This is a genomic window from Bradyrhizobium frederickii (assembly GCF_004570865.1).
In the GTDB taxonomy this organism is placed as follows: domain Bacteria; phylum Pseudomonadota; class Alphaproteobacteria; order Rhizobiales; family Xanthobacteraceae; genus Bradyrhizobium; species Bradyrhizobium frederickii.
Genome location: NZ_SPQS01000002.1, coordinates 499508 through 512198, shown reverse-complemented (window position 1 = coordinate 512198; position 12691 = coordinate 499508). Strand labels below are relative to the sequence as shown.

Below are 12691 nucleotides of genomic sequence, written 5' to 3'. Positions count from 1 at the left end.
GCGACCCCTGAGCGAAAACAGCATCTCGCGATTGCCATCAGCACCTGGCCGACCAATGACGGCCACGACGCTGTCAAGTTCTGTCAGGTTGTATTAATTCCTGTCACAATGCTCGCGCTTTGTGTCACAATGGCCGCGCTAGACAGGTGTCGGAGCGCCCAATGTCGACTAGTCTTTCCGGACGTCACCTTCTCCGCTTCAGTGCGGACTTGCGGGCCCACCGCGCGACATTTTCACTCAATGATGCCGAATACGCCGATCAAATTCTCAAGGTCTCGCTCAACACGTTCAAAAAATGCATCCAGCCCGACAGTGACAAGCTTCTGCTCAAGCGGCATACTCTCCTCAATATCCTTGCCAACGCGGGCTTGAATCCGCGAGGCTATGGGCTCGCAATGACGCTTCCGAGTCAATCGTCGCTCTTCGGAGGATATCATGCGAGCGACTACGAGCACCTGTGTGGTCGATTTTTTCTCTACCGGCGTTCCTTTCTGACCGCCCGCAACATTACTTGCAGTGTCCTCGACATCCGGCCAAGCGAGAGTCACGACTGCCTGGCATTCCATGAACTGCACTACTACGTCTCTGACTCAGGCGCGCGAGATGAGATTCAATATTCCGGAAACGTGCACATGAACCAGGAGCGCAACGTTCTCAGCATGCCTGCGTATTTCGAAGGACAGGTGAGGCTGACTCTGCTGCAGCCGGAACGGCTCGGCAAATCCAAGGTGAAGATGCGCGGCGCGGTCCTGACGTTTGGCAATCCAAAGGGGTACTGGCAGCCGACCGTCTCCTGCGTCTTTGTCGATGGACCGGTCGAGATCAAGGTTGCGCATCCAAGGAATCTCTGCAGGACTATTCGGGAAGGATCGGAGGAGCACGCAGCCCTCTCCGCCGAAATGGCGCGTGTCGAAGAACACGCGACGATCATGACGCCCTTGATGTGGTCCAAGCTGCAGGCCGGAGCAACAGTCGCTTAGGGAATCGTCATGGCGCGCACGCCACGAATCGCGGTGATCCTCGACGAGAATACCAGCGGCGATGCAAGCCGCTACGAGGCCTCAAAGAACTACTTCACGGCGATCCGCGATGCCGGCGGCCTGCCGTTCGGCATTCCCTACCTCCCTGAGATCGTGCGGCCGGTCGCCGAAGAGTTCGACGGCCTGCTTTGCGTCGGGGGACGGTTCGCCTACCCCGACGACTGGTATCTCCAGAGCCAGCCCTCGAGGGCTCCGCCTTCGGAGCGATTGGCGATTGAGCGTGAAATCACCAGCGAATTTCTGCGCCGTGAAAAGCCCATTCTCGGGATCTGCGCGGGCATGCAGTTGCTTGCTGGTCTTCATGGCTGCCGGTTGTGGTCTGACGTCAGGGCTTCCGGCGCCTCCATCGTCGAGCACGACAAGCGCGGTTCGCTGCATAATGTGACGCTCATCCCCAACACGAAGCTTGCGGCGTTGGCCGGAGTTCCCGCAATGCTGGTCAATACGTTGCATCGGGAGGCCGTTGGCGAGTTGTCCTCGTCCGTGATCGCCAGCGCCCACTCCGATGACGGAGTCGTCGAAGCGATCGAGATTCCAGCGCACCCCTTTGCGATCGGCCTTCAGTGGCATCAGGAGCAGTTCGCCGCCGCCGATCACCCCGGCAACCAGGTGTTTCGGGGCTTCTTGAACGCATGTGGACCTGGCGACGGCGACTGACAACAATGAGGGGGAGACTGCCATGCGGAGCATGTACTTCCGGACGGTGGCGCTAGGGTTGGGGCTCGCCATCCTCGGCGTTCGCGTTCCCGCCATGGCGCAAAGCGAGATTGTCCCGACCGCCAAGCTCGTGAACATCGATTGGACGGAGGTGGTTCAAGGCGTTGTGGCCATTGCGCCTAGCCTCGGGGCGCCCTCAAAGAGCCTTACGGCAAAGCTTCCGCCAGGCATCGTTCGACGACTCGAAGGCCGTGTCATTGCGGACAAGGCGGCATTGCGGCCGTTGGTGTTGCTCAATGCGATCACGGCTGGCGTCAGTCCGGGCATTGCCAAGGTGCCGATCCCGGTACTCGCACCGTTCGACACCTCTCGATATGTGGCCAGTTTCGCACGCTTGCGAGGCGGGGCGCCAAAGGACACGAACGCCTTTCTCAGCCCCGCAGCCAGCCAAATGCAGTTCCTCGGCAAGACCACCGGCTATGACGTCATTCTCACCGTCAAACCGTCACTGCTCCCAGGCGGCTACAAGGTGAACGCAGATCTCGTGCAGGTTCATCTCGGCGGGACCGGCCTGCTGTATGACGCCAGCAGTGAGGACAAAAGCGACGTGGACGCGCGCCGTGGCGATGTTGTCGAGGACCCGACACTGCAGGACATGTATCCGCGGCTCCGACGCAACGTCAGCGACGATGGCCTGACTTACACCTTCGTAAAGTACGGCGTTTTCTACTTCGCAAACATATCCTGTGCCGCCGATCCGCCGTTTGTTGCGGATTACCCCTGTGCGGAGGTCGAGGGGATTCTCCGGACGATGCTTCGCGATCTCCGCCTTATCGGTGGCCTGCCGCTTCCCATTCCTCATGCCGCAGGAAGCGTATCGCCGCGCCCCGCGGCAACAAGCCCGAGCTTCACATACCATGCGCCGGGCAATCTCCTGCGGGGAACAGGCCAGGACGGTCTCGGAGGCGTGACGACAAGAATTGTGTGGGGCGGGGGTCATTTGCGTTTCCCGATCGAGCTGGATGCGGCCTACGCAAATTCACAAACCTTCATGCATGGCGGCGATTGTCTTGGTCGCAAGATCCCAGTGGAACACAATCGCTACAAATGCCAGCAGAACCCGGGCAAGATCCTCGAGCCTCGCGAGGACAACGCGGAGAACTACGCCTATCCCTGGCGCGACAATTACTGCGAGGAACGGAATGACAATTCGCGGGAGCCCAAGGACTGCCCGGCAAGAAAGAGGGCTCACGAGGGCCAGGACATCCGGCCCCGCGCGTGCCAATTTGACGGGACGCGTTGCAAGATCGACCTGTACAACGTCGTCGCTGTGACCAAGGGCTCCGCGCTTTGGAAGCCCAACAACACTGTGAAGTTCATCGCCGAGGACGATACCGGCGTGTATTTCGTTTACCTGCACATGAGCCCCGACTCGCTCAGGCGCGCCGGCCTGAAGAAGGGCAAGTTGGTACCCCGCGATCGCGGAAAGAAGATCGGCGAGGTCGGGAATTGGATGCACACCGACCCGAACGGCACGACGGCACATCTGCACTTCGAGATCCGCGCGCAGACGGAAACCTGCGGAGGCTACGGCTGCACGTCGTCCCCCTACTGGACGCTTATTCGGGCGTATGAGGCGCTGATCGGCATGCAGGGAACGGAACTTCCCTGAGTGCAGGATGGCGCCGGAAGAACGGCGTGCGGCTTTGATTTGGCGGCCGCCCCTTTATGGCAAGGGAGAATGTACGATGACGCTTGCACGTCGGAGCTTTTTGCGTGTGATCGGAGTAGGGCTTGCAGCACCGGCGCTATCGCGGGCAACGTGGAGCCAGTCCACCGGGGGTTATCAGGCCGCAGATGCGGTTGCGGCCGTCGAGCCGAACCCCGATTTCACTTATGCCCCGGGGCTCACGCCGCTCAAGACGGCGCTGCGGCCTTATCGAAACAAGACCTACCGGTTGGAGAAGCAGGTGCTGAGCGGCGGCAAGTTCGTCGTTCACAATTACGGGCATGGCGGTGCCGGCATCACGATGAGCTGGGGGTGTGCGCAGGAGGTCGCGGACATCGTGACGGCGCAGTTTCCAAACCCGGCGGGAAAGCCGGTTGCTGTCCTCGGGGCCGGAGTCATGGGTCTGACGGCAGCGACGTGGTTGACCGAAAAATTGAGAATGCAAGTGACCGTTTTTGCCAAGGATTTCATCCCGCAGACGACATCGAACGTCGCCGGCGGCCAATGGGCTGCCTCGAAGGTGGCGTATCTGCCCGGCGAAAAGGACAAGTTCATCCGGATCCTGCGCCGCTCACACAAGGAGCATGGGCTGCGCGGCAACGCCTACGGTGTCTCCCCCCGAGAAAACTACTCTCTCGTTCCGCTCCCCGCGTTTCAGGATGTCCCGCCCGATCTCGTTCCTCGAACTCAATTGAACCGGCTGCCGTTCACACCGATGAATCAACCAGGGTGGAAATACTCAACCCTGCTGGTCGAGCCTCCGATATTCCTGACCAAGCTCCAGCAGGAGCTGCAGAAAAATGGCGTGCAATTCGTCTACAGGGAGTTCTTCGATGAAGATCAGGTTCGCGACCTTGCACAGGATATCATCATCAATTGCACCGGGGCGGGCTCGGACGCTATCTGGCGCGACCCTGATCTGGCGCCGATCAAGGGGCAGCTGGTGTTGTTGCCGGCGCAGCCCCGGCTCCAATATCTCTTCAGTGGGAGCGGTTACGTGTTTCCGCGTGCAGACTGCGTCGTGGTAGGCGGCACCGAGGAAACGAGTTATTCGGATGGAGATCCCGACCCGCAACGCTGCGCGGCTCTGGTCAAGCATCTGAAAGATCTATTCGATGGCGTTGGGCCGATTGCTCCTCCGACTTTCATGATCCAGGACGAGTGACGGATGGACGACTTGTCGTACGCATCCGGGTCCAGGCACGGCGGACGGCGGCAATCCTACCCCATCACCCCGCCGCGCCTGATCAGCTCCTTCCCAACCGCGGCCAGGTGCACCTGGTCCGGGCCGTCGCCGATGCGGATGAAGCGGGCGTAGACATAGGCGCGGGCGAGGAAGGTGTCCTGCGAGACGCCGGCGGCGCCGTGGATCTGGATGGCGCGGTCGATCACTTGGGCGGCCATGCTGGGCACCACGATCTTGGCCGCGGCGATCAGGTCGCGCGCGGCCTTGTTGCCCTCGCGGTCCATCTTGTCGGCGGCCTGCAGCGTCAGCAGGCGGGCCTGCGCGATCTCGCAGAAGGAGTGCGCGATGTCCTCGCGCACCGAGCCTTGCTCGGCGAGCGGCTTGCCAAAGGCGACACGCGACACCGCGCGCTGGCACATCAGTTCGAGCGCGCGCTGGGCGCATCCGATCAGCCGCATGCAATGGTGGATACGGCCGGGACCGAGCCGCCCCTGCGCGATCTCGAAGCCGCGTCCCTCGCCGAGCAGGATGTTTTCGGCGGGCACGCGGACGTTGTCGTAGACGATCTCGGGGTGGCCGACCGGGGCGTCGTCATAGCCGTAGGTGAGCATGTCGCGGACAATGCGCACGCCGGGCGTGTTCCTGGGCACCAGGATCATGGATTGCTGGCGATGACGGTCGGGATCGTCGGGCGCGGTCTTGCCCATCACGATCAGGATCTCGCAATCCTCGTTCATCGCGCCCGAGGTGAACCACTTCCGCCCGTTGATGACGTAATCGCTGGCGTCACGCGTGATGGCGCACTGGATGTTGGTGGCGTCGCTGGAGGCGACCTGCGGCTCGGTCATCGAGAAACCGGAACGGATGCGCCCCTCCAGCAGCGGCTTCAGCCAGCGCTCCTGCTGCGCCTCGGTGCCGTAATTCGCCAGCACCTCCATGTTGCCGACGTCGGGCGCCGAGCAGTTGAAAACCTCTGGCGCCCAGAGGATGCGCCCCATGATCTCCTTCACGGGCGCGTATTCGAGATTGGACAGACCCGGTCCGTGCTCGCCGGAGAGAAACAGGTTCCAGAGCCCCTGCTCGCGCGCCATCTTCTTCAGGTCCTGCAGCACGGGCGGCGTCTTGTAGCGCGCGGCGTCCGGCTTCACCTGCTCGTAATAGAGCTCCTCGACCGGCTCGACATGCGTCCGCATGAACTGGCGGACGCGCGCCTGAAGCTCCAGCGAACGGGGAGAGTGTTGAAAGTCCATGGTGGGTCCTCCTGTTCGCCTCGTCGCGCGTCAGCGTCGTAGGGTGGGCAAAGCGAAGCGTGCCCACGCATTGTTTGCGACCGAGAGAGGTGGTGGGCAAGGCGCCTTTGCCCACCCTACGATTTCTGACTCGCGGAGAGATATCGCTCACGTCCCCTTCAGCAATTCGCTCGCCACCACCCAATCGTTGCCGTCGAACTGCAGCATGTAGCCGTCCTTGATCGGGCGGAAATCCTGCGGCGTGGTGTTGAGGGTGATGCCGGGCATCAGGAGCGACAGCGGCACGCTCTTCAGGTTCGCGGCCTGCGCCATGATGTTCTCGCGCGTCAGATTGTCCTTGCACTGCCTCAGCAGCACCACCAGGGCCTCGGCGACGGTGTAGCCGTAGAGGCCGGCGACGTTGTTGACGTCGGCGTTGGGCAGGCGCTTCTTCATGAAGTCGATATAGGCCGTCATCGCCGGATCGTCCTTCGGCTGCTCGACGAAGGGCTTGAGCGCGCCGAGCGAGAGCACGCCCTTGCCGGCTTCGACGCCCGCCGGCACCATCACGGTGGCCTTGTTGGCGCAGCCCGAGGCGAGGAAGCGCGTCGGCTGCCAGCCGACCTCGTGCGCTTTCCGGATCGCCTGCGCGCAGGCGCGCGGCGTCACCGAATAGATCATGAAGACGTCGGCCTTGGTGCTCGCCAGCGTCAGCACCTGGGAATCGACGGTTGGGTCGGCGACCTCGAAGCTCGAGGCCATCGCGATCGCCTTGTCGGCGTCCGCGCCGAGCGCCTCCTTGACGCCGCGCAGATATTCCTTGCCGGCATCGTCGTTCTGATAGAGCACCGCAAAGCGCGCATTCGGGTTCTTGGCGCGGGCATAGGCGACGTCGATCGCGGCCTCGCTGGTGTAGTTCGGCGCCCAGGGCAGCGCCATCGACCAGGGCATGTTGGCCGGATCGTTCCACTTCGAGGCCGAACTGATCAAAAACAGCTGCGGCACCTTGTTGCTGTTGAGATATTTCGCGATCGCCGAGCTCGGCGCCGTGCCCATGGTGGCGAAGATGAAGGCAACGCCGTCGCCCTCGACGAGGCGCCGCGCCGCCTCCATGGTCTTGGGCGGCGAGAACGCGTCGTCCAGCGAGATCAGATTGAGCTTGCGGCCGTTCACGCCGCCCTTGTCGTTGACCTCGTCGAAATAGGCCGCGATGACCCGGCCCGTGATGCTGAGCGGCGAGGCCGGTCCGCTGTAGGGCATGGTGTTGCCGATCTTGATCTCGGTGTCGCTGACGCCGGGACCGTAGGATTTTTGCGCGGAGACAGGGGTCGACAGGCAGGCGGCAGCCAAAGCTGCGGCCAGGACCAGAGCGGCTTTCATGGTTTCTCCCCGATGATTGTCGCCGCGCGACGTCGTGGCGTGAACGCGCGGCGCGCTGCTTTTTTGTCAGCGCGTCAGCTCAGCGGAGTTCGGCAAGGTGGTCTTGCGTCGAGTTGCTGATTGGCCCGGCACTCAGCGCGCAGGAGCTAGCGGCGCTGCTTCAAGCTGAGACCAAGGCTGACCCAGCCCGCACCCGCCATGATCAGGTCGATGCCGAGAAACAGGCCGAGGATGTAGACGCTGTTCACCGGCCAGCGTGCCAGGATCAAAAGCCCGAGCAGCAGCGTGACGACGGCCGACAGCGCCACCCAGACCCACGGGCTCTCGCGCTTCATGCTGAAAGCGAGAAACAGCCTGACTGCGCCGGAGGCCAGCAGCGAAGCGCCGAGAAAGAGAGTGAGCAGCACGGCGGCAAAGAGCGGGTTCTGGAAGGTGAGGAATCCGGCAACGATGTAGAGCACGCCGAGCAAGGCCCAGATCAGGAACTTGCCCCAGCTCTTCATCTGGAATGCGCCGATCACCTCGGTCACGCCGGCAACGATCATCATCGCGCCGACCACGATCACGCTCGCCACCGTTGCCATCATCATGCTGCCGAGCGCGACGAAGCCGGCAATGAGGTAAACGACGCCGAGGGCAACGATCCAGCCCCATTTGGCATGGAGCGCCGAGATACCCGAGCCGAGACTGGAAGGGTGAGGCGCATCTGAAGCACTTGTCATGGACCACTCCTGCATGCGAAGCCCGCGGGCACACGCCAGGATAGCACGCACCGCACCGGGACAACAGCCAGCAGATCAGCCCTTACCCGCCGCAACGTTGACGCAAATCAAGATCGGGCGCGCCGCTTCAGCCGTGCTAGCGCTCCATCTCCAATTCGGCCTTGAGATTATCGAGATCGCGATAAATTGAAGCGACCGCCAGCACGCGACCGCCCTTGCGGTACTTCAACAGGCAGTCCTTTCCGGAGATGCTGCCGTCGATCGCGATGTCGTCGAAGTTCTCGGCGTGCCCGACATAGTTGATCGGCACGTCGTAGTGCTGGCTCCAGAAGAACGGCACGGCGTCGAAGCGCTCGCGCCTGCCAAGCATGTTGCGCGCCGCCGTCTGCCCCTGCCGCTCCGCCACCACCCAGTGCTCGACGCGGATGGTCTGCCGCGAATGCGGATCGGGCCAGCGGGCGATGTCGCCGGCCGCGAAGATGCCGGCCACGCTGGTCTCCAGATATTCGCTCACGCTGACGCCACGATCGGCCGCCAGCCCCGCCTGCTCGGCGAGCGCGAGGCGCGGCTTGACGCCGATGCCGACGACGACGACGTCAGCCTCGATGACGGCGCCGCTCTTCAGCGTCGCGCGCATGCCGTCGAGCCTCTCCACCGTATCCTTCAAGTGGAAGATGACGCCGTTCTCCTCGTGCAGGGACCGGACGAAATCGCCCATCTCGGCGCCGAGCACTTTCTGCATCGGCCGCTCCTCCGGCGCGACCACATGCACCTCGATCTTGCGGGCCCGCAAGGAGGCCGCGACCTCCAGGCCGATGAAGCTGGCGCCGATCACCAGCGCGCGCCTGGCACTTGCTGCGGCCTTGATGATGGCGCGGCTGTCGGCGACCGAGCGCAAGGTGTGAACGTGCGGCTGGTCCGCGCCGGGAATCTGCAACTTGACCGGCTCGGCGCCGGTCGCGAGCAGCAGCCGGTCGAACGGCAGCTTGTCGCCATTTCCGAGCGTGACGCTGCGCGTCTTCGCATCGATCGTGGCGACGTCGGTGTTGAGCCTGAGATCGATGCCGGTGTCCTGGTAATAGTCCTCACCGCGCAGCGGCAACCAATCCTCCGGCGCGTTGCCCGCGAGGTAGTCCTTGGAGAGGTTGGGCCGGTCGACCGGCATCGCGCCGTCATTGCTCAGCATGGTGATGGCGCCGGCAAAGCCCTCGCGCCGGAGCGTCTCGGCGGCGGAGAAGCCGGCGGCGCCGCCGCCGACGATGACGAACTTCTCCGACGTCGGCGCGCTGCGATGTGCGGTCGGCGGCGTCAGTGCCTCGCGCTTGCGCCGAACGACGATGCTGTCGCGATCGCGCGTGACCTCCCAGACCGCCAATGCATTCAACGCCGGTGGGCGGGTGGCCTCCCCGGTGCGCAAGGAGAAGCAGGCATGATGCCAGGGACAGCGGATGGTATCGCCCACCACCAGGCCCTCGGCGAGCGGACCGTGATAATGGCTGCAGGCCGGCTCGATCGCGAAGATCTCGCTGCCCGCTTGCACCAAGAGGACGTCCTCCTCGCCGACGTGACCGAGCAATTTGCCGTCCTTGAACGCGCTCAGCGATATGCCCTTGCTCAGATCGGGTCCGCTCGGCTTGTTGTCCTCGGCCATGGCGACGCCTCCTTCTTGCGCGCGGGTCAATCGTCCGAATTGGCGAGCCCCAGCAGCTCCTGGCGCGTCAGCGCATTGTCGCGGAACACGCCCAGCATGCGGCTGGTGACGAGGTCGGTCCCGGGCTTGTGCGCACCGCGCGTGGTCATGCAATGATGCGTCGCCTTGATGATGACGCCGACGCCTTCGGGCTTGAGCACGTCGTTGATGGTATTGGCGATCTGCGCGGTCATCTTCTCCTGGATCTGGAGCCGTTTGGCGTAGACGTCCACCACGCGCGCAAGCTTGGAGATGCCGACGACGCGCCCCTGCGGAATATAAGCGACCCAGGCGCGGCCGACGATCGGCGCCATATGGTGCTCGCAATGGCTCTCGAAGCGAACGCCGCGCAGCACGATCATCTCGTCATAGCCCTCGATCTCCTCGAAGGTCTTTTGCAGGATCTCGGTCGGGTCCAGCGCGTATCCGGAGAAATACTCCTCGAAGGCGCGTGCGACCCGGTCCGGCGTCTCGCGCAGGCCGTCGCGGCCGGGATCATCGCCGGCCCAGCGGATCATGGTCCGGATCGCCTGCTCGACCTCCGCCCTGTCGGGCCGTTCGACCGGCGCCTGCGCCACCGCGACACGTTCGAGCTTACGCACGTGCGACTCCATCGAGGTCCTCCCCTGCAATGAGCCGCATAGGTTAAGCGGCCCCACAGCTTGGACGGCTGCAATCGGAAAAGGTTCCCGCCGATCGGGGAAATTTGGGAGGCGGAGTGCCGAAGGCGCGTCTCGAACCATGAAGGCCGGCCGCGGGGCTTTCACCCTTCGAGACGCCCGCTCCGCGGGTCCTCAGGATGAGGAGTTAGACTGCCTATGCCTCAGCCGCCTTCCGGACGTCGATCACGGCCTGCGCCCATTCGGCCGGCCGCTCCTGCGGCAGATTATGACCGGCATCGGTGAAGACGCGCCGCTCGAAGAAGCCTTCGAACTTGCGGGCGTGATGGGCGGTGCCGGGATTGACGCCGTCGCTGTCGCCGTCGATCGCAATGGTCGGGACGCGGATCTGCGGCTGGCCGGCGAGCCTCGCCTCGATTTCCGCATAGGCGGGATCGCCCGCGACCAGCGCGTAGCGGTGGCGGTAGGAGTGGATCACGACATCGACGAAATCGGGATTGTCGAAAGACACCGCGCTCCGCTCGAACGTTGCGTCGTCGAACGCCCATTTCGGCGACCACATCGCCCAGAGCTGGCGGGCGAAGCCGCGCCGGTTGCGCTCCAGCGCGCGGCGGCCGCGCTCGTTGTGGAAGAGATATTGATACCAGAGTGCCGCCTCCTCGGGCGGCGAGGCCGGCTCCATGGCACGGGCGATGTTCTGGATGTTGTAGGAATTGCCGCTGACCAGCCCGATCACGCGATCCGGATGGAGTGCTGCGACCACGCAGGCCGCGCGCCCGCCCCAATCATAGCCGCCGACGATTGCGCGCCGGATATCGAGCGCGTCCATGAAGGCCAAGAGATCGGCGCCGAGTGCTGCCTGCTCGCCGGAGCGCAAGGTCGAGGCGCTGCGGAAGCGCGTCGGCCCATAGCCGCGCAGCCAGGGCACCAGTACCCGCGCACCGGCCTCGGCGAGGATCGGCGCGGTCTCGGCATAGGCGTTCACGTCGTAGGGAAAGCCGTGGCCCATGATGCAGGGCCAGCCGTCGGGCGCGCCGTATTCGCGATAGGCGATGTCGAGGATGTCCGTGGCGATGGTTTTTTGTTGCATGGTTTTGCTCACGGATTTTGCGCACTATCGTAGCCCGGATGAGCGCAGCGATATCCGGGATGCGGCGCCGCCGGCCCCGGATATCGCTGCGCTCATCCCGGCTACAACGGGCCTATGTCTGCGGCCCGGACAGCGAGATGTCGCGCTCGGCGCGGAACACGTTGCTGTAGAGGTTGGCGATCCATTGCCGGCCGATCTCGGTCTTGTTGAGATAGCCGATCTCGGTCTGGATGTGCGGTGCGACGCTGTTCCAATAGAACTGCGGATAGCGGTTCACGATGTCGGCCGGCGAATCGTAGCCGAGCTGGCGATTCATGCCGACTTCCTCGAACTCGTAATAGAGCGCGTTGGCCTTGCGCAGATAGTTGGGATCGCCGAGCTGGCCGATGAAGTCGGCCGCGCGCAGGATCGAGGCCTCGTCGTCGTATTCCTGGCCCTGGCGGGCCGGAAAGCGCGTGCCCTCGATGGCGCGGGCAACGCGCTCCGGATCGAGCCCGGGAATATGCCGCAACCGCCGCGTCACATATAGTTTCGAGCGGTCGACGTGATACATCATCAGGCTCGCGTCCGATGCACCGCGCGGCAACGAGATCTTGGTGTCGGCCGCGTCGATGACGAAGCCGTCGGCGTCGTCCTCCTCGAACAGCCCGCGCACATAGCCGATGTCGTGGGCGAGGCAGGCGATCAGGATATGGACGTAGTCCTCAGCCGACAGATGGGTATGGAGGCTCCGGCCGCGCAGGATGGCCTGGGCCGCCAGCGTCACCAGCATCGTGTGCTCGATATTGTGATAGAGCGCATCGCTGTTGCCGATGCATTCCATCGCGGTGCGGGTCGCGCTCTCGACGATATTGGCAGAAGTCTCATCGAACCGGCGACGCATGAACTTACCGAGGAAGTCCTCGAGGGATTCAGCCGCCAGTCTCGGTAAGGTTATCATGGCTGCAGCCCCGTCCGCCGCTGGTGTCCCACGCTCTCTCCCGACGCCTCTGTTGTTCTCGACGCGGCGCCAGCATAGCCCATCTTGGGCCGGCTGACCAAATTCCGCATCAAAAATTCGTAAATATGTTACATTGCCGCTGCGCAACATGACGGTTGCGGCCAGCACCTGATACAGCCTGAAGGCGTCAGCCGGAAAGATCCAGGCCTGACGACCGCTCTACGGGGCGGACAAGATGTCGGCGCCATCGGCCGAGCGCGAAAGGCTTCTGGCCAAATAGAACAGCTCGACCAGCTTGCCGCGTTTGCCGGCCAGCGAGAAGATATATTCGCCAAGCGTCTCCAGCACTGGTTGGCAAATTCATTGATCGAGACTTCGGGATGGCGAAATCATAAGGACCGGGCGTAG

12 protein-coding genes are annotated in these 12691 nt (G+C 63.5%); 4 read left to right on the top strand and 8 right to left on the bottom strand.

From position 1 onward, the window contains the following. The first annotated feature begins 161 nt into the window (after window positions 1–161). The 4 genes from E4K64_RS05130 to E4K64_RS05115 all read left to right on the top strand — a co-directional run bounded on the left by E4K64_RS05130 (window position 162) and on the right by E4K64_RS05115 (window position 4591). The gene (locus E4K64_RS05130; protein WP_135162461.1) at window positions 162–980 is read left to right on the top strand and encodes a hypothetical protein; all 819 of its coding nucleotides are present in this window, start codon (window positions 162–164) and stop codon (window positions 978–980) included. 9 nt (window positions 981–989) lie between these two features. Beyond that, entirely contained in the window at window positions 990–1697 is a 708-nt protein-coding gene (locus tag E4K64_RS05125) for a gamma-glutamyl-gamma-aminobutyrate hydrolase family protein (protein WP_135162460.1), read from the top strand. 22 nt (window positions 1698–1719) lie between these two features. Further along, window positions 1720–3369, top strand: coding sequence for a M23 family metallopeptidase (locus E4K64_RS05120; RefSeq protein WP_135162459.1), 1650 nt, complete (start codon window positions 1720–1722; stop codon window positions 3367–3369). Between the two features lie 76 nt (window positions 3370–3445). Next, the gene (locus E4K64_RS05115; protein WP_167771807.1) at window positions 3446–4591 is read left to right on the top strand and encodes an FAD-dependent oxidoreductase; all 1146 of its coding nucleotides are present in this window, start codon (window positions 3446–3448) and stop codon (window positions 4589–4591) included. Window positions 4592–4647: 56 nt separating this feature from the next. On the opposite strand, the gene E4K64_RS05110 is transcribed toward E4K64_RS05115, so the two are convergent. The 8 genes from E4K64_RS05110 to E4K64_RS41605 all read right to left on the bottom strand — a co-directional run bounded on the left by E4K64_RS05110 (window position 4648) and on the right by E4K64_RS41605 (window position 12631). Next, entirely contained in the window at window positions 4648–5862 is a 1215-nt protein-coding gene (locus E4K64_RS05110; RefSeq protein ID WP_135162457.1) for an acyl-CoA dehydrogenase family protein, read from the bottom strand. A gap of 147 nt (window positions 5863–6009) precedes the next feature. Then, window positions 6010–7221: an ABC transporter substrate-binding protein gene (locus E4K64_RS05105; RefSeq protein WP_135162456.1), complete on the bottom strand. Its 1212-nt coding sequence runs from the start codon at window positions 7219–7221 to the stop codon at window positions 6010–6012. Between the two features lie 146 nt (window positions 7222–7367). After that, window positions 7368–7943 (bottom strand): HdeD family acid-resistance protein, encoded by a 576-nt coding sequence (locus E4K64_RS05100; protein ID WP_135162455.1) that lies wholly within the window; start codon window positions 7941–7943, stop codon window positions 7368–7370. Window positions 7944–8079: 136 nt separating this feature from the next. After that, complete coding sequence (locus E4K64_RS05095) at window positions 8080–9594, bottom strand: FAD-dependent oxidoreductase (protein WP_135162454.1); 1515 nt, start codon at window positions 9592–9594, stop codon at window positions 8080–8082. A gap of 26 nt (window positions 9595–9620) precedes the next feature. Then, window positions 9621–10247 (bottom strand): GTP cyclohydrolase I FolE, encoded by a 627-nt coding sequence (gene folE, locus E4K64_RS05090; RefSeq protein WP_135162453.1) that lies wholly within the window; start codon window positions 10245–10247, stop codon window positions 9621–9623. 202 nt (window positions 10248–10449) lie between these two features. Beyond that, a complete protein-coding gene (locus E4K64_RS05085) occupies window positions 10450–11343 on the bottom strand; it encodes an alpha/beta fold hydrolase (RefSeq protein WP_135162452.1) in 894 nt (297 codons plus the stop codon). Window positions 11344–11455: 112 nt separating this feature from the next. Further along, window positions 11456–12283 (bottom strand): HD domain-containing protein, encoded by an 828-nt coding sequence (locus tag E4K64_RS05080; RefSeq protein ID WP_135162451.1) that lies wholly within the window; start codon window positions 12281–12283, stop codon window positions 11456–11458. A 219-nt stretch (window positions 12284–12502) separates the two neighbouring features. Continuing rightward, on the bottom strand, window positions 12503–12631 hold the full coding sequence (locus E4K64_RS41605; protein WP_283812312.1) for a hypothetical protein: 129 nt from the start codon (window positions 12629–12631) through the stop codon (window positions 12503–12505). Window positions 12632–12691: the final 60 nt, after the last annotated feature.